General features: G+C 71.1%; 19 protein-coding genes. 12 read left to right on the top strand and 7 right to left on the bottom strand.

Translation table 11 applies throughout. The annotated features are described in order from the left end of the window. Positions 1 to 31 precede the first annotated feature (31 nt). Positions 32 to 1,288, bottom strand: coding sequence for a PucR family transcriptional regulator (locus tag DNK54_RS18840; RefSeq protein ID WP_162602553.1), 1,257 nt, complete (start codon positions 1,286 to 1,288; stop codon positions 32 to 34). Between the two features lie 81 nt (positions 1,289 to 1,369). Between DNK54_RS18840 and DNK54_RS18845 the strand changes: the two genes are divergently transcribed. The 7 genes from DNK54_RS18845 (at position 1,370) to DNK54_RS18870 (ending at position 7,475) form a co-directional block, all read left to right on the top strand. Next, the gene (locus DNK54_RS18845) at positions 1,370 to 2,092 is read left to right on the top strand and encodes an oxamate carbamoyltransferase subunit AllH family protein (RefSeq protein ID WP_110208559.1); all 723 of its coding nucleotides are present in this window, start codon (positions 1,370 to 1,372) and stop codon (positions 2,090 to 2,092) included. Next, positions 2,089 to 3,567, top strand: a complete 1,479-nt coding sequence (locus tag DNK54_RS18850) for an FdrA family protein (RefSeq protein WP_110208560.1) — start codon at positions 2,089 to 2,091, stop codon at positions 3,565 to 3,567. Before DNK54_RS18845 ends, DNK54_RS18850 begins: the two co-directional genes overlap by 4 nt. 18 nt (positions 3,568 to 3,585) lie before the next feature. After that, entirely contained in the window at positions 3,586 to 4,974 is a 1,389-nt protein-coding gene (locus tag DNK54_RS18855) for a YlbE family protein (RefSeq protein ID WP_110208561.1), read from the top strand. Positions 4,975 to 5,044: 70 nt separating this feature from the next. Further along, complete coding sequence (locus DNK54_RS18860) at positions 5,045 to 5,746, top strand: energy-coupling factor ABC transporter permease (RefSeq protein ID WP_204164696.1); 702 nt, start codon at positions 5,045 to 5,047, stop codon at positions 5,744 to 5,746. Further along, a complete protein-coding gene (locus tag DNK54_RS21345; protein WP_204164697.1) occupies positions 5,743 to 6,045 on the top strand; it encodes a PDGLE domain-containing protein in 303 nt (100 codons plus the stop codon). The genes DNK54_RS18860 and DNK54_RS21345 overlap by 4 nt, the downstream gene beginning before the upstream one ends. Before the next feature lie 3 nt (positions 6,046 to 6,048). Next, on the top strand, positions 6,049 to 6,738 hold the full coding sequence (cbiQ, locus tag DNK54_RS18865) for a cobalt ECF transporter T component CbiQ (RefSeq protein ID WP_110208562.1): 690 nt from the start codon (positions 6,049 to 6,051) through the stop codon (positions 6,736 to 6,738). Further along, positions 6,735 to 7,475 (top strand): energy-coupling factor ABC transporter ATP-binding protein, encoded by a 741-nt coding sequence (locus tag DNK54_RS18870; protein ID WP_110208563.1) that lies wholly within the window; start codon positions 6,735 to 6,737, stop codon positions 7,473 to 7,475. The genes cbiQ and DNK54_RS18870 overlap by 4 nt, the downstream gene beginning before the upstream one ends. Positions 7,476 to 7,584: 109 nt before the next feature. Here DNK54_RS18870 and DNK54_RS18875 read toward each other — a convergent pair whose 3' ends face one another. Next, complete coding sequence (locus DNK54_RS18875) at positions 7,585 to 8,814, bottom strand: serine hydrolase domain-containing protein (protein ID WP_110208564.1); 1,230 nt, start codon at positions 8,812 to 8,814, stop codon at positions 7,585 to 7,587. Positions 8,815 to 8,957: 143 nt separating this feature from the next. Between DNK54_RS18875 and DNK54_RS18880 the strand changes: the two genes are divergently transcribed. Next, complete coding sequence (locus tag DNK54_RS18880; protein WP_110208565.1) at positions 8,958 to 10,277, top strand: D-arabinono-1,4-lactone oxidase; 1,320 nt, start codon at positions 8,958 to 8,960, stop codon at positions 10,275 to 10,277. A gap of 144 nt (positions 10,278 to 10,421) precedes the next feature. Continuing rightward, positions 10,422 to 14,120, top strand: a complete 3,699-nt coding sequence (locus tag DNK54_RS18885) for a hypothetical protein (RefSeq protein WP_110208566.1) — start codon at positions 10,422 to 10,424, stop codon at positions 14,118 to 14,120. Between the two features lie 105 nt (positions 14,121 to 14,225). Here DNK54_RS18885 and DNK54_RS18890 read toward each other — a convergent pair whose 3' ends face one another. After that, a complete protein-coding gene (locus DNK54_RS18890) occupies positions 14,226 to 14,822 on the bottom strand; it encodes a TetR/AcrR family transcriptional regulator (protein ID WP_110208567.1) in 597 nt (198 codons plus the stop codon). Positions 14,823 to 14,960: 138 nt separating this feature from the next. Here DNK54_RS18890 and DNK54_RS18895 point away from each other — a divergent pair, with 138 nt between their 5' ends. After that, positions 14,961 to 15,398 carry a universal stress protein gene (locus tag DNK54_RS18895; RefSeq protein WP_110208568.1) on the top strand — a complete coding sequence of 146 codons (438 nt, stop codon included), beginning with the start codon at positions 14,961 to 14,963 and terminating at the stop codon, positions 15,396 to 15,398. Between the two features lie 13 nt (positions 15,399 to 15,411). Here DNK54_RS18895 and DNK54_RS18900 read toward each other — a convergent pair whose 3' ends face one another. Continuing rightward, positions 15,412 to 16,173, bottom strand: coding sequence for an inositol monophosphatase family protein (locus DNK54_RS18900; protein ID WP_239460190.1), 762 nt, complete (start codon positions 16,171 to 16,173; stop codon positions 15,412 to 15,414). 260 nt (positions 16,174 to 16,433) lie between these two features. Further along, the gene (locus DNK54_RS18905) at positions 16,434 to 17,084 is read right to left on the bottom strand and encodes an NAD(P)-dependent oxidoreductase (RefSeq protein ID WP_110208569.1); all 651 of its coding nucleotides are present in this window, start codon (positions 17,082 to 17,084) and stop codon (positions 16,434 to 16,436) included. A gap of 142 nt (positions 17,085 to 17,226) precedes the next feature. Between DNK54_RS18905 and DNK54_RS18910 the strand changes: the two genes are divergently transcribed. Beyond that, positions 17,227 to 17,598, top strand: a complete 372-nt coding sequence (locus tag DNK54_RS18910) for a winged helix-turn-helix transcriptional regulator (protein ID WP_110208570.1) — start codon at positions 17,227 to 17,229, stop codon at positions 17,596 to 17,598. 15 nt (positions 17,599 to 17,613) lie between these two features. Here the strand turns inward: DNK54_RS18910 and pruA are convergent, their stop codons facing one another. Then, on the bottom strand, positions 17,614 to 19,263 hold the full coding sequence (gene pruA / locus DNK54_RS18915) for an L-glutamate gamma-semialdehyde dehydrogenase (RefSeq protein WP_110208571.1): 1,650 nt from the start codon (positions 19,261 to 19,263) through the stop codon (positions 17,614 to 17,616). 18 nt (positions 19,264 to 19,281) lie between these two features. Beyond that, positions 19,282 to 20,217, bottom strand: coding sequence for a proline dehydrogenase family protein (locus DNK54_RS18920; RefSeq protein ID WP_110208572.1), 936 nt, complete (start codon positions 20,215 to 20,217; stop codon positions 19,282 to 19,284). A gap of 81 nt (positions 20,218 to 20,298) precedes the next feature. Here DNK54_RS18920 and DNK54_RS18925 point away from each other — a divergent pair, with 81 nt between their 5' ends. Then, positions 20,299 to 21,459 carry a PucR family transcriptional regulator gene (locus DNK54_RS18925; protein ID WP_162602554.1) on the top strand — a complete coding sequence of 387 codons (1,161 nt, stop codon included), beginning with the start codon at positions 20,299 to 20,301 and terminating at the stop codon, positions 21,457 to 21,459. The last annotated feature ends 16 nt before the right edge of the window (positions 21,460 to 21,475 follow it).

Raw genomic sequence — 21,475 nt, forward strand, 5'->3', positions numbered from 1 at the left:
GGGTTGTGCTGGCAACCCTGTCCGGCGCGGGCTACCCGGCGATCTCCAGCACCCGCAGCGCCACTGCCACGTCCAACCGTAGATGGGGGTCGGTGGCCAGTGGTCCGAGGAGCCGCTGCAGCTTGCCGACCCGGTAGCGCATCGTGTTGTAGTGGAAGAACTGGGCGCGGGCCGCCTCCGCGACGTTGAAGTTGGTGTCGAGCAACACCCTCAACGTCTCGCGCAGATCGGCTGCCTCCGGCGTACGCTCCGCCAGCGGGCCGAGGATGTCCTGGGCGTACGCCGACAGCTCAGCCGGGTCAGGCACCAGCGCGAGCAGGCGATGCAGCCCCAGCTGATCGAAGTACGTCGTCGAGCTCCCCCCACGGACCCGGCGCCCGATCTCGACGGCACGACGGGCCTGCTGGTAGGCCTCGGGGAGCTCGCTCATCGTCGGCGCGACACGACTGACGCCGACCGAGAACGGGAGGCGCCCGCCGCCGCGGTCCCCCTGCACCGCCTCGACCGCCCGGCGCACCACGGCAGCCCCGGCCGGCGGCTCCGATCCTTCCGCGACCGGGAGCAGCGTGACCACCTCGGAGGAGAAGTCGACGGCCGGCACACGTTCGTCGATGGTGCGCGAGACCTGGCGCCAGGCGTTCGCGAAGCGGTCCTGCCAGGCGCGCCGCTTGGCGCTCGACGACTGCTCACCCTCGAGCCCCTCCGGGTCGAGCTCGGCGACCACGACGACCACCGGCCGGTTGAGGTCCCAGCCGAACGCCTCCGCATGCTCGGCCACGTAGGCGGGATCCTCGGCGCGACGCAGGAAGAGCTCCCGGAGGAAGTCGCCCCGGTACTTGTTCTCGATCGCGGTGATCGCCTCTTCGCGGGTGATCAGCAGCGCGGCGACGATCGCGGCCCGCTCCAGCGCATGCGCGTCCGACTCCGACAGTGGCCCGGTGGGGTCGTAGGCGACCAGCCGGGCATGGTCCACGCCCGCGGCCCCGACGGTGAAGTGCCGGATCTGGCCGGAGCCGACCGGCGTCCCGTCGGCATCCATCCGCTCGACGCGGATCCGGCCCGTCGGGTCGACCAGGTCGGCGGCCACCAGGGCAGCGCGCGAATCCTCACGGAGGTGCGCGGCACGCTCGCGGCCGTCGGGGGTGATGAAGCAGACCTCGCACTCGAGCGCTGTCGCCACCTCACGCGCGATCTGCTCGAGATCGCCTCCCTCGAGCACCAGGTGGGTGAGCGCGCGATGCAACGCATCCGCGCGGGCCAGGGAGCGCAGTGCCACCTCGTCGTTCATCAACATCTGCTCCCTTCTGGAGGTTCCTTTGTGACCTCCTGACATGGGGTGAGTGTGACACGAGCCACTAGCGTCGTTGATGTGCTCCCCGTGATCGCCCCGATCCGCCTGCGTGCCCGACTGCTCGCAGCGCCGGATGGCCCCCGCCCGGTCGTGCACCGCGGCGAGCACGCGATCTACGTCGAGCTCGACGGCCAGCTCGCCGGGGTCACCTCGGCTCGGGCCACTCGGGTGCCGTGTGCCCTGTGGAGCACGACGCCGGATCTGCCTTCCGCCGGGTTGACCGGCGAGCGCGCCGAGCTGCGCGGCGGTTGCCTGGTGCTGGACGGACACGAGCTCCGAGTCGGCCGCGTGGTCGATCCGCGGGTGCGTACGCTGACCGGCCTGCGTGCCAGCGGGCATCGCCTCGACTCCGCACTGCTCGAGGCGATGATCGGGCTGGGCGACGGCTTGACGCCCCTCGGCGACGACGTCGTCTCGGGCTGGCTCGTCGCCCGGATCGCCGCCGGCGCCGCCGACGACGAGGTGGCTCACGCCGTACGTCGCCTCGCGACCCGCACCACCGCCCTCTCGGCGACGCTGCTCGACTGCGCGGCCCGCGGAGAGGCCCTACCCGAGCTCGCGGACTGGCTGCGCGTCCGCGCCGGCTACGGCACGAGCCCGCGCCGGCTGGAGGCCAGCACGCGGGCGCTCGCTGCGGTCGGCGGCAGCTCCGGGGCGGGCCTGCTTGCGGGCGCTCGGCTGGCCCTGATGCCCGCCGCGCTCGATCTTCCTCTAACCACCCACGACAGGAGTGTTGCGTGAGAGACCACGTCGAGATCCGGACCGGTGCCTATGCCGACTCGGTGACTCTGCTGCAGGTCAGCCGGACCGTCCAGGAGGTGTCCGGAGTGGAGGCCGCTCAGGTCGCCATGGCCACCGAGCTCAACCTGGAGGTACTGGCCCAGATGGGCTTCGACCTCCCTGCCGATCTGGGTACCGGCGACATGGTGGTCGCACTCCGGCTGTCCGACGACACCGAGCTCGACACCGTGCTGCGCGCCGTCGACGCTGCGTTGGCGCCCCGCCGCGAGTCCAGCCAGGAGACCGGCCAGGCACCGCCGCGGACGACCGCGAGCGCTCTCGACCGCACCGGTGACGGCGCCGTGGTGCTGGTCTCCACGCCAGGTGCCAACGCCGTCGTCGAGGCGGCTGATGCGATCACCCGCGGCCACGACGTGATGATCTTCAGCGACAACGTGCCCACACAGCAGGAGGTGGCGCTCAAGGAGCTGGCCGCCCAGCACGACCGCCTGGTGATGGGGCCCGACTGCGGCACTGCGCTCGTCGATGGCGTCGGTCTCGGCTTCACCAACGCGGTGCGACCGGGTCGGATCGGGATCGTCGCGGCCTCCGGCACCGGCTGTCAGCAGGTGCTCACCCTGCTGCACACCGCCGGCGAGGAGCACGACGACGTGGGCGTCTCCTGGGCGCTCGGCGTCGGCGGCCGTGACCTCTCCTCGGCCGTGGCCGGGCGCTCCACTCGCCAGGCTCTCGCCCGTCTCGACGCAGACCCGGAGGTGGACCTGCTCCTGGTGCTCTCCAAGCCACCGGCACCCGAGGTGGCCACCGCCCTGGAGGAGTACGCCGCCACCTTGACGACCCCGGTCGAGTTCGGTCTGCTCGGGCCGGGCCAGCGCGACCTGACCGCCGTGGCGGAGGCAGCCCTCGCCCGGCTCGGTCACCACGCACCGCAGTGGCCGGTCGCGGGTGCCGAGAACACCGGAGCCGCCACCGGTGACCTGCTCCGCGGTCTCTTCGTCGGCGGCACCCTGTGCGACGAGTCGATGCTCCTCGCCGCCGAGGCCCTCGGCCCGATCCGGTCCAACATCCCGCTCTCCCCCGAGCTCGCTCTCGGTTCCGACCTGAGCGCCGATGACCACACGATGATCGACTTCGGCGACGACGCCCTCACCCAGGGCCGGGCACACCCGATGATCGACCCGACCCTGCGCCTCGAGCAGCTGGCGAGAGCCGCGGCCGATCCACGTACCGGGGTCCTGCTGCTCGACCTCGTCCTCGGCCACGGCGCCGAGCCCGACCCGGCGTCGCGGCTCGCCCCCGCCATCGCCGCGGCCCGCGCCGACCGCCCGATCCCCGTGGTCGTGACGCTGATCGGCACCGACCTCGACCCCCAGGGCCTGGCCGCACAGCGTGACGCGCTGGTGGCCGCCGGCGCGGAGGTCCACCTGTCCAACGCGGCGGCGACCCGGCGGGCCGTGGCCCTCCTCGGCGCCTGACCCTGAGAAGGAGCACAGATGAATACCACTGTCGTGTCCGTCGGCGCCGACATGTTCGCCGATGCCGTGGCCGCCCAGGCCGTCGAGGTCGAGCGGGTCGACTGGCGCCCGCCGATGCCCGGCACGGAGGAGGACCTCGCCACGGTCGCCACCGACCCGCGCCGCAGCGCCGCCAATCGGCAGGCCGTCCAGGCGATGCTGGGCGTCACCGCCCACCTGGTCGACGTCGCGCCTGCCTCGGAGGTGCTGGACCTGCAGCCCGGCCAGTTCCTGCACGCCGGCCCGCCGATCGCTTGGGAGCGGACCTCCGGCCCGCTGCGCGGTGCCCTGATGGGTGGCGCAGCCCTCGAGGGGCTGGTCGACGATCCCGAGGATGCCGCCGACCGGTTCGCCGCCGGTGACTACACCCTCGAGCCCTGTCACCACCGCAGCGCCGTCGGCCCCATGGCGGGCGTCGTCACTCCGTCCATGTACCTGTGGGTGCTGGAGGATCTCAAGACCGGCCGCCGTACCTACTGCTCGCTCAACGAGGGTCTCGGGAAGGTGCTCCGGTACGGCGCCTACTCACCCGAGGTGCTCACCAAGCTGCGGTGGATGTCGGAAGTGCTCGGCCCGGTCCTGCGCGACGCCGTACGGACTGTCCGGGACGCCGACGGCCCCGTGGACGTGACGGGCATCCTCACGCAGATGCTGCAGATGGGCGACGAGGCCCACAACCGCAACCGCGCGGGAACGCTGATGCTGCTGCGCGACCTCTCCCCGGCCATGGTGAGCGGCAGCGGGACCCCTGCGGAGGTCTCGGACGTGCTCCGGTTCATCGGCGGCAACGACCACTTCTTCCTCAACCTCGCGATGCCGGCCTGCAAGCTGGCCCTCGATGCCGCGCGCGACATCCCCGGCTCCACGATGGTGGTGGCGATGGCACGCAACGGAACCGACTTCGGGATCCAGGTGTCGGGCACCGGCAACCAGTGGTTCACCGGGCCTGCCCAGGTGGCCGAGGGACTGTTCCTCGGCGACTACGGCCCCGACGACGCCAACCCGGACATCGGCGACAGCGCGATCACCGAGACCGCCGGGATCGGCGGCTTCGCGATGGCGACCGCGCCCGCGATCGTGCGCCTGGTGGGCGGAACGGTGCCCGATGCGCTGGCCACCACCCGACGGATGCACGAGATCACCCTGGCCGAGAACCCGCGCTGGTCGGTGCCGGTGCTGGAGTTCCAGGGCGTGCCGACCGGCATCGACGCGGCGCTGGTCTGCCGCACCGGCATCCTGCCGCAGATCAACACCGGTATGGCGGGGGCGGTCGCGGGCACGGGCCAGGTCGGTGCCGGCCTGGTCACTCCACCGGCGGAGATCTTCCCCGCAGCGCTGCGAGCGCTCGCCGCCGCCGTACCCGCCTGACGCCTGACGTCCCGGGCTCTGCAGTTGCGAAGCATTTGCAACAGCCCGGGACGCGGCGCAGAATCGAGCCATGCACGTTCCCGACGGATTCCTGGACGCTCCCACCTCCATCGCGACGGGCGTGGTGGCCGCCGCGGGCGTCGGCCTGGCGTTGCGGGGAGCGCGCAAGGAGCTGGACGAGCGGACGGCGCCGCTGGCCGGCCTCGTCGCCACCTTCGTCTTCGCCACCCAGATGGTGAACTTCCCGGTCGGCGCCGGCACCAGCGGGCACCTGCTCGGCGGCGCGCTGGCTGCGGCACTGGTCGGCCCCTGGACGGGCATCTTGGTGATCACCGTGGTGCTGCTGGTACAGGGCCTGCTCTTCGCCGACGGCGGTCTGACCGCTCTGGGCACCAACATCACCCTGATGGGCCTCATCGGCGTCGGCGTCGGATGGCTGGTGCTCGTCGCCGTCCGCTCGCTGCTGCCCAGGCGTCCGGCGTCGATCGCGCCGGCCGCGGCGGTGGCCGCGCTGCTCTCGGTGCCCGCGGCAGCAGCCGCCTTCACGCTGCTCTTCGCGGTGGGCGGCGCCGCCGACATCCCGTTCGGCAAGGTGCTGGCCGCCATGGTCGGCTGGCACGTGGTCATCGGCATCGGCGAGGCCGTGATCACCGCACTCGTCGTCGGCTCGGTGGTCGCCACCCGTCCCGACCTCGTCTACGCCGCCCGACCTCTCGTCCGAGCACGCACCCTCGAGGTGCGCCGCAACACCACGGCAGGAGACGCCGCATGAGGAACCGTCGCTTCTACCTGGGATTCCTGGTCGTCGCACTGCTCATCGCGGGCATCGTCAGTGGCTTCGCCTCGGCCAACCCCGACGGTCTCGAGCATGTCGCCGAGACGCTCGGCTTCAGTGGCACCGCAACCGACCACGCCACGGGCGACGGACCGTTCGCCGACTACGGGATCAAGGGCATCGGCAACGCTCGGCTCTCCGGCGGCCTGGCCGGGGTGCTCGGTGCCCTCGTCTGCCTGCTCATCGCAGGCGGTCTCGCCTGGATGCTGCGGCGGCGTACCTCCCCGGAGGAGTGAGCGGTGAGCGTCGGTCACCGGCTGCTCGCTCCCGGTGACTCGCCGGTGCACCGCTGCCCGGCCCACCTGAAGGTGCTCGGGCTGCTCGGCTTCATGCTGCTCGTGGTGGCCACCCCCGCCGCCTGGTACCCGGCCTACGGCGGCTACCTGCTGGTGCTGGCCGTCGTGATCGGCGTCGCCCGCGTCCCTCCCCTGCACCTGCTCCGCCGGATGGTCGTGGAGGTTCCCTTCGTCGTCTTCGCGATCGTGCTGCCCTTCGTCGCGCACGGCGAGCAGGTCGAGGTGCTCGGCCTGATGGTGAGCCAGCCTGGCCTGGTGGCGGCCGGAACCCTGCTCGCCAAGGCGACCCTCGGCGTACTCGCCGGGCTGACGCTGGCCGCCACGACCGAGCCCCACGACCTCCTGGTCGGCCTCGAGCGGCTGCGGCTGCCCTCGATGCTGGTGCAGATCATGAGCTTCATGGTGCGCTACCTCGACGTGGTCACCGACGACCTGCGCCGTCAGCACATCGCCCTCTCCTCGCGCGGCTTCACCGCTCGCAACCCACGGCACTGGCCGGTGCTGGCCCGCTCCATCGGCGCCCTCTTCATCCGCTCCTTCGAGCGGGGCGAGCGGATCCACCTCGCGATGCTCTCCCGGGGCTGGAGTGGAAAGATGCCCCGCGGAATGAGCAGCGAGATGAGCAACCGATGAGCACCCCCGTCCTCGACGTCCGCGGCCTCGCCCACGCCTACCCCGACGGGCACCAGGCGCTCTACGGGGTCGATCTGCACGTGCACGCAGGCGAGCGGGTCGCGCTGCTCGGCCCCAACGGCGCCGGCAAGACGACACTCGTGCTGCACCTCAACGGCATCCTGACTGCCGGCGCCGGCTCGGTGGCGGTCTCCGGATTGCCGGTGACCAAGGCGAACCTCCAGGAGATCCGGCGGCGGGTCGGGATCGTCTTCCAGGACCCCGACGACCAGCTCTTCATGCCGCGGGTGCGTGACGACGTGGCGTTCGGCCCCGCCAACCTTGGCCTCCGGGGCGCTGCCCTCGACCGACGGGTGCTCGAGGCCCTCGAGCAGGTCGGCATGGCGGCGTACGCCGACCGCCCGCCGCACCACCTCAGCTTCGGTCAGCGGCGCCGGGTCGCCGTCGCCACGGTCTTGGCGATGGAGCCCGAGATCCTGGTGCTCGACGAGCCCTCCTCCAACCTCGACCCCGCCTCCCGGCGTGAGCTGGCCGAGATCCTGGAATCCCTCGACGTCACTGTGCTCATGGTGACCCACGACCTGCCCTACGCCCTCCAGCTCTGCGAGCGTTCCGTGATCCTCTCCGACGGCGTGGTCGCCGCCGACGCCCCCACCCGCGAGCTCCTCAGCGACGCCGCCCTCATGGCCGCCCACCGCCTCGAGCTCCCCTACGGCTTCGACCCGAGCCACACCTGACCCACCCACCTCACAATTCCCCGCCCGGGCGGGGAAGTTGCCACTTGTCGGCCGTAGCTACGCACACCAAGCACATAATTTCCACGGCAAGTGCGTCCCCGCTCCCGCCTCACCCACCCAGGTGTACGGCGATCTCTCGCATGACCTGCACCGTGTCGAGCTCGTCCTGCTCGGTGCCGTGGTCGCTCACCTTGACGATGACGGTGTGGGTGTCGGGGTCGACGAAAATGTACTGCCCGTGGATGCCGATGGCGGTGAAGTCGTCGTCAGCGCCCTCGGGGTGCCACCACTGGGCGGAGTAGCCCCAGTCACTGACGGCATGCGGGGCAGGGGTGGAGATCCGGTCGATCCACGCCTCAGGCACGACCTGCCGCCCGTCGACGACACCCCTGTCCAGCACGAGCTGGCCGATCCGGGCGAAGTCGGGCACGGTCGCGTTGAGGCAGCAGAACGCCTTCTCGACACCACCGTCGTGGTCGAGGTTCCACGTCGCCGCCGCAGCGGCGCCCGCCGGCTGCCAGAGATCGCGCTCCAGCAGCGCCGCCAACGACGAGCCGGTCACCTCGCGCAGCACCATGCCGAGCAGTTGCGTGTCGACGCTGCGGTATTCGCCCTTGCTCCCGGGCTCGAAGCGCAGCCCGCGGTGATCAACGAGGTAGCCGGGCAGGTCGGTCGAGAGGAAGAGCCGCGCGGTGCCGGTGAAGGGCCACCACTCGCGGTAGTTCTCCGCCACGTCCACCCCCGAGGCCATGTCGAGCAGGTCGCGGAGGGTGATGGCGTCGTACCCCTTGCCGGTGCGGAGCTTGGGCACCAGATCGACGAGCCGGTCGGCCTCGCTGAGCTCGCCGCGTCCGATGGCCTGCCCGACCAGCAGCGAGACCACCGACTTGGCCACCGACCACGAGGAGAACCGGGTCGTGTCGCCTACCCCGTCGGCATACCAGTCGTCGACGACGCGGCCGTGGTGCAGCACCAGGAAACCGCGGGTGTGCGTGTCGGTGAGCACCTGCTCGAGGGGGATCTCCTTGCCCTTCCACGACACGCGCTCGGGCAGCGCCTCACCGGTTGCCGCGGGCAGCGCACGCGGCTGCTCGGCGGGCGCCACCTCGCGCGCCGCGAAGAGCTCGCCCTGCTCCGACGGTGCGGTGGTGAGCAACCGGGCGAGGGTGTGCGGCGGCGGCACGTGCATCACCGCCGTGCCGACGTACGACGCCCCGACCGCAAGTGCGAGCACCAATCCGGCGATCGCCACGCGGCGTCGCCACCGCCGGGCACGGACCGGCGAGGCATGGGCCTCCGCCGAGTCGTCCGAGGGCTGCTGCAGGTCGTCGTCGGTCATCGCTCCACCTCGGGATCGGGCATGTCTCGCCAGGCCATCGTCGGGCACCAGTTGGACGACTGTCCCGGAAACCCTCCCGAAAGCCTCCGCGACACCGTAACCTGACTCTGGGTCAAGTGACCCACCTGGGCGAGAGGACGAGCATGACGCAGCAGTGGCAGAACTGGGCCCGGACCGAGCGGGTCACACCGCGTCAGGTACGCACTCCCCGCACGACCAGCGAGCTCAGCACCATCGTGACCGAGGCGGCCCGCGACGGACTGCGCGTGCGTGCCATCGGCTCGGGACACTCCTTCACCGGCGTCGCGGTCGCGCCCGACGTGCAGGTCCGCCCCGACGCGATGGACGGCCTGATCGCCGTCGACCGCGCGACCGGGCTGGTCACGGTGCAGGCCGGCATCCCGCTGCATCGCCTCAACCCTCTCCTTGCCGAGCATGGCCTGGCCATGGAGGTGCTCGGCGACATCGACCGGCAGACCATCGCCGGCGCGATCTCCACCGGCACCCACGGCAGCGGCGAGCGATTCGGCAGCATCTCGACCCAGGTGCGCGCCCTCGAGCTGGTCACCGCCGACGGCTCGGTGCTCACCTGCTCGGCAACCGAGAACCCGGAGCTCTTCACCGCTGCCCGGGTGTCCCTCGGCACGCTCGGCATCATCGCCACCGTGACCCTGCAGTGCGTACCTCTCTATGCCCTGCACGCGGTCGACGAGCCCCGCCCGATCGACGACGTGCTGGACGAGATCGACGACCTGGTCGCCGCCAACGACCACTACGAGTTCTTCTGGTTCCCCCACACCGAGACCGCCCTGACCCGCCGCTACACCCGCCTGCCCGGCGACGTGGAGCTCCGGCCGTGGAACAGGGTGAGCCGCTTCGTCGACGACCGCCTGGTCACCAACATCGGGTTCGAGGCGCTGCTGCGCGTCGGCACCCGTCGCCCCAGCCTGATCCCCGGCATCACGCGCTTCGTCACCAAGGCGGTCGGCAGCCGCGACATCGTCGACCTCGCGCCCAACGTCTATGCCTCGGCGCGCAACGTGCGCTTCCGCGAGAGCGAGTACGCAGTGCCCCGAGCACACCTCGTCGAGGCGCTGCGCGAGCTCAAGTCCTGGCTCGACAAGCACGGCGAGCCGGTCTCGTTCCCCTTCGAGGTCCGCTTCTCGAGGGCCGACGACATCTGGCTCTCCCCCGCCCACGACCGCGATGTCGCCTACGTGGCGTTCCACCAGTACCACCGGCTCCCGCACCAACGCTGGTTCGGGATCTGCGAGCAGGTCCTCGGGGAGGCAGGGGGCCGGCCACACTGGGGCAAGCTGCACAGCCTGGGCGCGGAGGAACTACGCCAGCGGTACCCGCGCTTCGACGACTTCGTCCGGCTCCGCGACGCCCTGGACCCCGCCGGCAGGTTCGGCAACGACCACCTCGACCGGGTGCTGGGACCCGCCCCCGCATCTCGTTGAAAATTGTTCTAGCACACCTGACCCACTTCTCACCAGACCACTTGTGACCACCAAGAAATAGCCCGTAACCGGCACGGCTTCGCACGGTTGCTCCGGGACCGAGCTCCGCCCTCATGGCGGACCCGATTCCCCAGGAGTGTGTGCATGTTTGTGCGAGGAACGACTCGCCGCGGCGCCAAGCTTGCGGCCGTCGCGGCTGGGGCCCTTGTGGTCACCGTCCTCCCCGGACTCAGTACCGCCAACGCCGCCGTCACCGGTCCCGCCAACGGAGCTGTCGTCTCCGGCAAGGTGCAGATCAACGAGGGCCGCGGTGGCACCACCAACTGTCTGCTCAACGGCGGGTCGCCGAAGTCGCGGATGCAGGTGACCCGGGTCGCCGACGGCGCCAGCGTCCATACCGACAACCGCAACGGCTCGGGCGGCTGGAGCTCGGAGTGGAACACGGTCGGACAGCCACTGGGCGCCTACCGGATCCGCACCTGGGCCACCGACTACGAGAAGTCCGGCTTCCTCGGCACCTCCTGCAACGCCAAGTCGGAGGCACTTCTCTCCGACCTCACGGTGACCGTGCAGAACAAGGCCGACGTCACCCTCAGCCTGCCCTCCCATGTGGTCACCGGCGAGACGCTCCCGGTCAACGTCCAGACCAACGTGAAGGCCACCAACATCAGTGGTACGGCGGCCCCCGAGCGCCGGGTCAGCGTGACGGTCCCAGGGGTGGGCACCGAAGAGGTCACTACCGATGCGCAGGGCAAGGGTCAGGTCGAGTTCGACCTCCCCGACCTGCCGCAGGGCACGCTCGGCGTCGAGGCGTCCGTCGCCGACGACGGCACCTACCTCGGCCTCAGCGGCACCGGGCAGACCACGCTCGACCGTCGCACCACGGGCACCCTCTACTCGGGCGACACCAGGGCGCAACCCGACACGCGGCCCCGACTTGCCGGCACCCTGGTCGACCTGACCCCCGAGAGCGACCGCTTCGGCACGCCGCTCGGCGGTCACCCGCTCCGGCTCAAGCTGGCCGGCGACGAGGCCACCGTGGAGACCACCGCCTCCGGACGAGCCGTGCGCAGCGTCCCGGTGACCGGCCAGAGCCGGGTCCTCACCGCCTCCGCCACCTTCGACGGTGACCAGGTGTGGAGCCCCAGCAAGGACGAGATCGACTTCCTGGTCGGCGACGCGACCGCTCCGCAGGCACCGGTCGAGCACAGCACGGTCGGCGGCACCACCCGTGGACTCGGCAGCCTGCTCTCCGGGCTGCTCTCCCCCGTGGTCAACCTGCTGGGCCTGCCCGGCCTCCCGCCGCTCACGCTCAACGGACTGCTCAACTCGCTGCTCGGTCCGAACGTGACTCTTACCCTCGGTGCGCTCGGCGACGCCAACCTGCTGCACCTGGCCAGCGCGCTGCAGCTGCAGGAACTGCTCGACGACCTCCTGGGCACCGTCACCCAGGGCGTCAGCCGCCTCGGCGATCCGGTCGACAAGGTCATCGACAAGGTGATCGACAAGGTGACGGCCAACTCGCCCCTGGCAGAGCTCGCCGACACCGCCCGCTACGAATGGCGCAGCGTCTACGTTGCCCCCGACGGACGTCAGGTGGCGAAGGAGTTCGGCGCGATCATGGACGTTCCGGAGCCGCTCGACGTCACCGGCGACGGTGTGCCCGACGTGATGGCCAGCCTCGTGATCACGCAGAAGCTGATGCCGCGCCTCAAGATCGCACGCCTCAAGGGAGCCCCCACGGACCTGCCGCTCAGCCTGCAGGCCGTGCTCACCCTGCCGGGCGACCAGACCCGCTACCGCTTCGGCTACGACACGCGCACCACACAGGCCCCGAAGGCCTTCCAGGCCGACATCGCCCTGAGCTCCGCCGGCGCGACGCTCCAGGTCGCCTCCACGAGCGACCAGGCCCTCTCCGTCACCGGTGCGGTCAGCCCGCGCGCGGCCAACCAGGCCGTGACGCCGCCCAGCAGCGGCACTGCCACCGATGACGACGGCTCCACGGCCGGCGTACCGGCTCTGGCTCCGAAGGAGCAGCGTTTCGGCGTCAGCTTCGACCCCGCCCCGGCCAGCGCCTCGCTGGCCCTGGCCATGCCGAACGGTCAGGTGAGCGCGCAGAACGTGGCCGCCACCCTGCACACCGATCGCCCGACGACCGTCGGCATCAACCTCGCCGACGACTCCGGCGGCGACCAGGTCTTCCTGGCCAACGCTCGGATCAGCAAGGTCGACGGCGACCTCGCCCTCAGCCTCAACGGCGGCACCGAGGGTGCGATGGGCGCCGACCTGCGCGCCGACGGCGGCCTCGACGAGATCGAGGTGACCGCGACCGATCTCGACAAGGGCCGCACCGCCAGCGACATCCGGCTCCGGATGACCGACGTGCCCGACACCATCTCCTTCGGCCTCGGCGCCGACGGCGCGGGCTCGATGACCTCGAGTGGTGCGATCGGCGACTTCCAGGCTGGCTACAGCACTGGCGGCAAGCTCGTCACGCTCGACGAGGACGCCTACCTCCGCCTGCTGACACGGGGCGAGCACACCTCCGTGGCGCTGCGTCTGCCCGGCTTCGAGGGCATGGCGCTCGACATGGCCGACAACGTCGGTCTTGGCCTGACCATGGCTCCGACCCCGCTGCACGCGCTGATGACCCAGGAGGGGCTCGAGCTCGACGCCACCATCCAGGACGCCCCGCACCAGCTGACGCTGGGGCTCTCCACGGACGGCAACGTGAAGATCAAGGGATCCGACCCGATCGACCACGTGAGCATCGACGCCCACGACGACAACGGCATCATGATGGGCGCCACCGACCTGTCCCTCGCGCTCACCGACATCCCGTCGGAGCTCTCCGTCGAGGTGACCGACGCCGGGGCCGTCTTCGACACCGGCAACCAGGCGATCGGTCTGCTCGAGCTCTCCGCCGGTAGCGGCGAGCTGCCGGTGATCGCCGACGGCTCGGACGGCCTGACCCTGGAGCAGGGTGGCCCCGGTGGGCTCGCCCTCGCCGCCCGGATCAGCGGGCTGCGCAAGGTGGCGGCCAACCTCACCGGCGCGCCCGAGGTGCTGCTCGACACGACGGCCGGCAAGGTCTTCGACGTCTCCCTCAAGGAGTACGACGACGCGGGCGCTCTGACCAACGACGTCAAGGCGACCATCGATCACCTGGTGCCGAACCTGCGGCTCGGCCTGGTCGACGACGGCACGGGGGCGGTGCAGCTGCACTACACCGCCGACGAGCCGACCAACAGCCTCAACATCTCGATGGGCGACCTCAAGGGCAGCATCGCCAACCCGCTGCCGACCCGCCTGGACATCTGTATGGCTGGCGACGAGGCCTGCCTGCCGGAGGTCGGCATCGAGGCACCGGCACTGGGCACGATCAGCTTCTCCGCCGACGACTACACGACGCTCAACCTGGCCGACCCGGCTCGGGGGATCAACGTGAAGGACCTGCGACTGCAGCGGCTCGACCTGACCGGTGACCTCAACACCGACGACGGTGGCCCGGTCTACCTCAACACCACCGACTTCGATGGTGACTGCGGGAACGCCGGATGCGAGCGGCCGATCCAGGGCGGCCTGATCGGGGCCAGCCTGAGCGGTGCCGAGCTGAACTTCACCCCGGGCAACGGCTTCTCCGCCGTCGATGCCCGCACCGACCTGGTGCCCACCAAGATCCTGGGCCAGACCACCGGTGTGAAGGGTGTCGGAGGCACCGGGATCGTGCGGTGCGTCTCGGCCACCGCCCTCAAGGTGACGGTCCAGGTGATCGGGATCCCGATCACCCTCGACCTGAAGGACGCCATCTGCAACGTGCCCAACCGGACGCCGCGCGGCTGACCTCCGCCAAGGCACACCACAGCGGGACGTCCTGCGTTCGAAGGCCGCCAGGCCGACGAACGCAGGACGTCCCGCTTCCTGGTCGACGCGAGCGGGCTAGAACAGCTACCGCTCGACCTGCTGCAGCACCGAGGCGACGACCAGCTCAGTGAGCCGTTCCAGCGCCGCTTCGTCGCGGGTGACCAGGTAGTCGAGGGTCAGGCCGTCGGTCATGGCGATCACCATGCGCGCCAACAGCGCGGTCTCGACGCGGTAGGTCACCTCGCAGTGCTCCGCGATCCGGCGGAGCACCGACTCCGCGAAGGCGTGGTAGGCGCCGTACTGGGCGGTGGCGATGGTGCGCAGCTCGGGCGTCCGGATCGAGTAGAGCGACAGCTCGATCATGCCCTGCTCCCGAGCCGGATCGGCGCGCAGCAGCTCGACGTAGTGGGAGATGGCGGCGTGGGCGAGCGCCTCGAGCTGGACCGGTCCGTCGAGCTCGAGATCGGCCTCGGCTGCGGCGTACCCGTCGACCACCCGGCGTACGACGGCCTCCAGCAGCTCGTCACGCGAGGTGTAGGCGTAGTGGAAGCTCGCCAGCGACATGCCCGCCTCGGCGACGATCGCTCGGGTCGTGGCAGCGTGCACGCCGTCCCGCTCGATCACAGCGAGCGCCGCTCCGACCAGCGCTTCGCGTCGATCGGCCACCGACATCCTGGCCATCTATCCCCGCCTCTCCTGAGTCGTCGCTGGCTCGATCGTCCCACAAGCGCGGACACAGTCCTCCGGCGACTCTCCCGCCTGCTACCCGCACGCGGTAGGTTCACGAGCAACCAACGCCCGAGTTCCCAGGGAGGACCCATGAGCAAGACCATCGTCTGCGGCGTCGACGGCAGCGAGACGGCAGCCGCCGCGGCACGCAAGGCGGCCGAGTTGGCCCAGGCGTTCGGAGGTCGGCTCCATCTGATCTCGGCGTACGGCAAGTTCCAGGCCGAGACCATCACCGTCGGCTCCGACAAGATGCTGCTCAGCAACGAGCAGGACGCCGACACGATCGCGAGCCAGGTGGCGCTGTCGGTGCGCAAGGAGTTCCCCGACCTCGAGGTCACCGTGGCTCCCGCCGAGGGTCAGCCGGGCGAGGCTCTCGTCGCCGCAGCAGAGGCGGTGGACGCCGACGTCATCGTGGTGGGCAACAAGAGGGTGCAGGGCATCGCACGGGTGCTGGGCAGCGTCGCCCGCGACGTCGCCGCCCACGCGCACTGCGACGTCTACGTCGCGCACACGCACCACAAGGCCTGAGCGCCGCGCTGCGTCAGTCGGCGGCGTGGAGCAGCTCGACCACGCCGTCGACGGCGAGCGGGCGTCCGGCCACGTGCCAGGCGAACCCACCCACCTCGATCACCCGCGCCGTACCACCGGCTCCCTGGACCAGCGCCGCACCCGGGTACCAGTCCCACGGAGGCGTCGAGTGCTGGAACCAGACGCCGAGCCGACCGAGCGAGACCTCGACCATCTCCATGGATCCCGACCCGAAGGTGCGCAAGGTGGCTGGCCCTCGGGCGGCGCTCAGCCAGGCCCGGCGTACAGCATCGGTGTCCATCCAGCCGGGATGCAGGTAGGTCGCCGCGCCGACACTGTCGAGGGGCAGGTCGTCGAGCCGCTCGACCGGCTTCCCGTTCTCCGTCGTGGGGACCTGCGGGCCACCGACCCAGACCCGACGGCCGGCAGCGTGGGCCACCGCGCCCAGCACCAGCTCCTCGCCGTCGAGCAGCGCCACGGCAGAGCACCAGTGGTGCAGCCGGTTGGCGAAGTTGTAGGTGCCGTCGACGGGGTCGATGACCCAGCGCCTGCCGGAGGTGCCGTCGTGCGCCGCGCCCTCCTCGCCGAGGACGCCGTCCTCCGGTCGGTGTCGCTGCAGCTCGGTCACCACGAATCTCTCGGCGGCGCGGTCGGCGTCGGTGACGAGGTCGGAGATCGACGACTTGTGCTGCACCGCGATGCCCGCCTTCCGCATCCGCCGGGCCAGGGCTGCCGCTTCGGTGACCAGGTGCGCAGCGAGGGTCGCGTCGTCCACGGCCTCACCCTAGCGCCACCGCGCTAGCCTGGATCACTAGGAGAGGAAGGCCTTCCCATGACAACTCGGCCCGACGACCCAGCCTCAGAGGCAACCCCTCGGACCGCGCGCACCACACGCACGCACGCCGAGGCCGATGCCCTGGTCGACCAGATGAGCGAGCAATCGATGGCAGCGAGCGATGCGCCCTCGACCTGGGCGGGGCCGGACCGCCCGTGACCCCGTCAGGCGCCGTCGCGGCTCCCCGCCACGCAGCCCGATCAGTAGGCGACGGTGAAGCGGGCCCGACGGTGGCGCGGCTGCTCGATCTCGCCGACGACGGCACGACCGAAGTCGGCGCCGGAGATCTGGGACTCGCCGGACTCGTCTGCCAGCAGCACATCGCCGCCGATGCGATAGCTGCCGGTCTCCTCGCCCGCAGCCCAGGGGCCGAAGCTTGCGGCGGGGCTGACGAAGAACCAGTCGAGCTCGGCGTCGCCGGCACGCAGATCCTGCAGGACGCCGTCCATCTCGGCCGCCTCGGCCCTGAACTCGTCAGGGAAGCCGTCGGTTTCGGCCAGCTTCGGGCCGTCCGCGGAGACCAGCAGCGAGCCGGCGCCCCCGACGACGCCGAAGCGGAGGCCGCGCTCGCGGGCGAGTTCGGCGATCGACGCCTCCAGGGCCCGCAGCCGCCCGGCGCCTTCGAGGTCGCCACGCGGTGAGAGCGCAGAGACGACGACGTCGGTCTCGCCCAACGCCCGGCCCAGGGTCTGGGGATCGGCGACGTCACCACTCTGGTAGTCGACGCCGTCAAGCCGCCCCTCGGGAAGGCTCCGACTCCAGGAGGTGACCTGGTGACCGTTGCGTGCCGCGATCGCCGCGATGTTGCGACCTGCGTAGCCGGTGCCGCCGAGGATGGTGATGCGTGCCATGGGTTCCACTCCTAGATAGGTCGGGTCGGCCACAGGGGCCGCCGGAAGAGTCTCTTCACCAGACCTAACAGTTACTGTTGGTGAGTAACTTCCCGTTGGGGAGTAGGCACTTTGAAGTAACCCACGCACCGAGGAGAGAGCGATGGCCAGCCCCGCCTGGGACCCCTACGTCCGCGACTGCCCCACCCGCGACCTGCTCGACCGCATCGGAGATCGCTGGACCGTCCTGGTGATCGGCACGCTTGCCGAGGGACCGCGCCGGTTCGGCGACATCGCCAAGGCCGTCGACGGCGTCTCCCAGAAGATGCTGACGCAGACCCTGCGGAGCCTCGAGCGTGACGGCCTGGTGACCCGCACCGTCTTCCCCCAGGTACCCCCGCGCGTCGACTACGAGCTCACTCCGCTCGGCCACTCCCTGCGCACGCCGCTGCACACCCTGGAGGTCTGGGCGACGACGCATATGGAGCAGGTCGTCGAGGCCCGGCGCAGCTACGCGAGCGCCGCGGCGCGGTAGCGCCCTGCGCTCCCCTCAGCTGCCCGGAACGTCCATGTGCGGGTAGCGGTGGTCGATCGGCGGCACCAGTGTCTCCTTGATCGACCGGGCCGAGGTCCAGCGCAGCAGGTTGAGCATCGACCCCGCCTTGTCGTTGGTGCCGGAGGCACGCGCACCACCGAAAGGCTGCTGCCCGACCACGGCACCGGTCGGCTTGTCGTTGACGTAGAAGTTCCCGGCGGCGAACCGCAGCTCCTCGCTGGCCCAGTCGATGGCCCGCCGGTCGGTGGCCAGGACTGCACCGGTGAGCGCATACGGTGCCATCGACTCGGCCTGTCGCACGATCTCCTCGAACGCCCCGGGCCGGGTGTCGTCGTACACGTGGAGGGCGAGGATCGGCCCGAAGTACTCGGTCCGGAACATCTCGTCTGCAGGATCCTCGGCGACCACGATCGTCGGGCGGACGAACCATCCGACACTGTCGTCGACGGTGCCGCCGGCCACGACGTGCAGCCCGGCTGTCGACGACGCCCGTTCGATCGCCGCCTTGTGCTTGGCGAACGCCCGGCCGTCGATGACGGCGCCGGTGAAGTTGGCGAAGTCGGTCGGGTCGCCGATCGGCAGCGCGTCGGTCTCGGCGATCAGGTCGTCGCCCATCCGGGCCCACAACGACCGGGGCACGTAGGCACGGGAAGCTGCCGAGCACTTCTGGCCGGCGTACTCGAACGCACCGCGGATCAGCGCGGTCCGCAGCACGGCGGGATCGGCCGATGGGTGGGCGATCACGAAGTCCTTGCCCCCGGTCTCCCCCACCAACCGCGGATAGCTCCGGTACGACGACAGGTTCTCCCCCACCGTGCGCCACAGGTGCTGGAAGGTCGGGGTGGAACCGGTGAAGTGGATGCCCGCCAGCCCGGGGTCCGCAAGCGCGACCTCGGAGACCGCGAGGCCGTCGCCCGGCAGCATGTTGATGACGCCGGGCGGCATGCCCGCCTCCTCGAGCAGCTCCATGGTGAGCGAGGCGGCGAGCTGCTGGGTGGGCGACGGCTTCCAGAGCACCGTGTTGCCCATCAGCGCGGGGGCAGTCGGCAGGTTGCCCGCGATGGCGGTGAAGTTGAAGGGCGTGATCGCGTAGACGAAGCCCTCCAGCGGCCGGTGATCGGTGCGGTTCCACACCCCCGGCGCATTGCGGATCGGCTGCTCGGCGAGGATCTGACGACCGAAGTGGACGTTGAACCGCCAGAAGTCGATGAGCTCGCAGGCGGCGTCGATCTCCGCCTGGAAGGGGCTCTTCGACTGGCCGAGCACGGTGGCCGCGTTGAGACGCTGCCGCCAGGGACCGGCAAGCAGCTCGGCGGCACGGAGCAGGATCGCCGCCCGGTCGTCGTACGAGAGCCCGCGCCAGCCCGGCGCGGCCTCGCGGGCAGCGGCGATCGCCGCCCGGGTGTCGTCGGCTGTGCTGTTGCGCAGCACGCCCACGACCTGCTGGTGGGCGTGTGGCTGCACGACCTGGATCTCCTCGCCCCGGCCCGCGACGCGCTCGCCACCGATGTGGGCATCGAGCTGGCGCACGGTACCCACCTGTGCTGCTAGCTCGGCGGCGAGCTCCGCGCGCTCGGCAGTGCCCGGCGCGTAGCTGAGGTTGGGCTCGTTGACGGGAGCCGGCGGGGTGGTGATGGCGTCCATCTCAGTTCCTCTCGTGGGTCAGCGGTGGGCGAGCGCGCGCAGGAAGAACGCGACGTTGGCGGGGCGCTCGGCGAGTCGGCGCATGAAATAGCCGTACCAGTCGGTGCCGAACGGCACATAGACCCGGACCTGGTGGCCCGTGTCGAGCAGACGTTGCTCCAGCGCGGGCCGGACCCCGTGCAACAGCTGTGCCTCCCAGTCGGCGTCGCCGCGTCCGGCGTGTGCTGCAGCACGGACCGCGTGCTCGACCAGCGCCTCGTCGTGGGTGGCGATCATCGGGTAGCAGTCGGCGGCCATCAGCGCCTCGATCGCTTCGGCGTAGGCGCGGTCGACATCCGCCTTTCCGGGCCAGGCGACCGAGACGGGCTCGCGATAGGCGCCCTTCACCAGCCGGATCCGTACGCCGGCACGGGCCAGCGCCGCGATGTCTCCTGGAGTGCGGCGCAGGTTGGTCTGCAGCACGTTGCCCACCCAGGGGTGGTCCGCGCGGAGCTCTGCACCGATGGCCAAGGTCGAGTCGACGGTGGAGTGGTCCTCCATGTCCAGGGTGACTGTGCACCCGTGTGCCGCGGCCGCCATGCACACCTGCGCAGCGTGGTCGGTGGCGATCGCAGCGCCGTCAGGCAGTGCCTGTCCGAGCGCCGAGAGCTTGAGCGAGAGATCGGCGCCGGCGGCGTGGCCCGCCCGCGCCAACGCCTCGAGCAGGTCTAGGTAGGCGTCCCGGGTCTGGAGCGCGCCGGCCAGGTCGTGCACGTCCTCACCGAGGACATCGAGGGTGACCCGGCGACCGGCGGCCACGAGGCGACCCGTCGCTGCCAGGGCATCCGCTGTGGTCTCCCCCGCCACGAAGCGGTCAACGACCCGACGGGTCAGCGGGAACGACTCGACCGCCCGCCGGGTGCGGGCGCTGCGAGAGGCGCGGTTGAGCACGGTGCTGAGCGGGCTCACGGTCATGCCTCCACGGTAGGAGGACGGATCGCCGGAAGGAACCGACGAATGTCACATGATCAGAACACCGCCTGCGACACTTGTCGCATGACCTCGTTGGACGAGCTGGTGGAGGAGATGGCGCGCCTGACCGATGCCCCCTGCACCCTGGAGGACGCGGAGTTCCGGCTGATCGGGTTCTCCGACCATCACGGCGGAGACGTCGTCGACCAGGTCCGCCAGCGCTCGATCCTGGAGCGCCGCTCCACCGACGAGGTGCGCGCCTGGTTCCGCTCCCACGGCATCGAGACCGCACCGGGGCCGCTTCGCATCCCGGGCGATGACGCGCTGGGGATCGTGGGCCGCCTGTGCGTGCCCGCCCGTCACCTCGGCCGAGTCCGTGGCTACTTCTGGCTGATCGACCCGGACGACCGAATCGCCGCGTCGACCTGGCCCGAGGCCCTGCGGATCGCGGAGAGCGCTGCCGGACTGCTCAATGTCGCCGAGCGCCGGCAGGTGCACCGCGACGAGTTGTTCCGCGAAGTCATCGAGGGGGCGCGGACCAGCGCCCGGGAGTCGGTGACCGAGTTCGCCTGGGCCGGTGGCTTCGATCTCCACGAGCCGGTGCACTGCGTGCTCGTCGAACGGCCGGAGCTCCTCGACCAGGTGGCCAGCCGGCCGACCCGATCCGGCGTGCTGTGGGTGCGCACCGGCGACGAAACGGCGGCTGTCGTCGTGCGCTCCCCCCTGCTCGACCACGCCACGACGCTGGACGCGCTGCTTGCCGCGATCGGGCTGGGGCGGCGCGTCGACGCCCTCGACCGCAGCACTCGCGCTGCCGTCGGCCCGCGCGTCACCGGCATCGACGACCTGAGCACCGCCTACCGCGGCGCTGCCGTCGCGTTGCGCGTGGCCCGCTCTCGCGCTCCCGGCGAGGTGACCACCTGGGAGTCGCTGGGCCCACTGGCTCTCCTCGGCGTCGCCCGAGACGCCGACCTGCGCGACACGGTGCTCTCCCCCGAGCTCTCCGGGTTCCTCGCCTCCGCGCCGTCCGACGTACGCCGGACGGTGCAGGTGTGGCTCGACGAGGCAGGCAGCGTGGCGCGCACGGCGGCCCGCCTCGCGGTCCACCGCCAGACGGTCTACCACCGGTTGGCCCAGGTCGAGCGCGCCACCGGCTACGACCTCGACCGCGGTGACGCCCGGCTCCGGCTGCATCTCGCCCTCACCCTCGCCCCCTACGTCGAAGCGCCGGCAACCCAGGAGTGAGGTCCTCGCGCTCTCC

The sequence above is a fragment of the Nocardioides daejeonensis genome (assembly GCF_003194585.1).
GTDB lineage: Bacteria > Actinomycetota > Actinomycetes > Propionibacteriales > Nocardioidaceae > Nocardioides > Nocardioides daejeonensis.

Bases quoted from the DNA above. Each gene is read 5' to 3' on its own strand.
- DNK54_RS18870 (WP_110208563.1), top strand. From the start codon at position 6,735: ATGAGCACCCCCGTCCTCGACGTCCGCGGCCTCGCCCACGCCTACCCC.
- DNK54_RS18875 (WP_110208564.1), bottom strand. From the start codon at position 8,814: ATGACCGACGACGACCTGCAGCAGCCCTCGGACGACTCGGCGGAGGCC.
- DNK54_RS18855 (WP_110208561.1), top strand. From the start codon at position 3,586: ATGAATACCACTGTCGTGTCCGTCGGCGCCGACATGTTCGCCGATGCC.
- DNK54_RS18880 (WP_110208565.1), top strand. From the start codon at position 8,958: ATGACGCAGCAGTGGCAGAACTGGGCCCGGACCGAGCGGGTCACACCG.
- DNK54_RS18885 (WP_110208566.1), top strand. From the start codon at position 10,422: ATGTTTGTGCGAGGAACGACTCGCCGCGGCGCCAAGCTTGCGGCCGTC.
- DNK54_RS18840 (WP_162602553.1), bottom strand. From the start codon at position 1,288: ATGAACGACGAGGTGGCACTGCGCTCCCTGGCCCGCGCGGATGCGTTG.
- DNK54_RS18920 (WP_110208572.1), bottom strand. From the start codon at position 20,217: ATGACCGTGAGCCCGCTCAGCACCGTGCTCAACCGCGCCTCTCGCAGC.
- DNK54_RS18860 (WP_204164696.1), top strand. From the start codon at position 5,045: ATGCACGTTCCCGACGGATTCCTGGACGCTCCCACCTCCATCGCGACG.
- DNK54_RS18895 (WP_110208568.1), top strand. From the start codon at position 14,961: ATGAGCAAGACCATCGTCTGCGGCGTCGACGGCAGCGAGACGGCAGCC.
- DNK54_RS21345 (WP_204164697.1), top strand. From the start codon at position 5,743: ATGAGGAACCGTCGCTTCTACCTGGGATTCCTGGTCGTCGCACTGCTC.
- DNK54_RS18910 (WP_110208570.1), top strand. From the start codon at position 17,227: ATGGCCAGCCCCGCCTGGGACCCCTACGTCCGCGACTGCCCCACCCGC.
- DNK54_RS18925 (WP_162602554.1), top strand. From the start codon at position 20,299: ATGACCTCGTTGGACGAGCTGGTGGAGGAGATGGCGCGCCTGACCGAT.
- DNK54_RS18905 (WP_110208569.1), bottom strand. From the start codon at position 17,084: ATGGCACGCATCACCATCCTCGGCGGCACCGGCTACGCAGGTCGCAAC.
- DNK54_RS18890 (WP_110208567.1), bottom strand. From the start codon at position 14,822: ATGGCCAGGATGTCGGTGGCCGATCGACGCGAAGCGCTGGTCGGAGCG.
- pruA (WP_110208571.1), bottom strand. From the start codon at position 19,263: ATGGACGCCATCACCACCCCGCCGGCTCCCGTCAACGAGCCCAACCTC.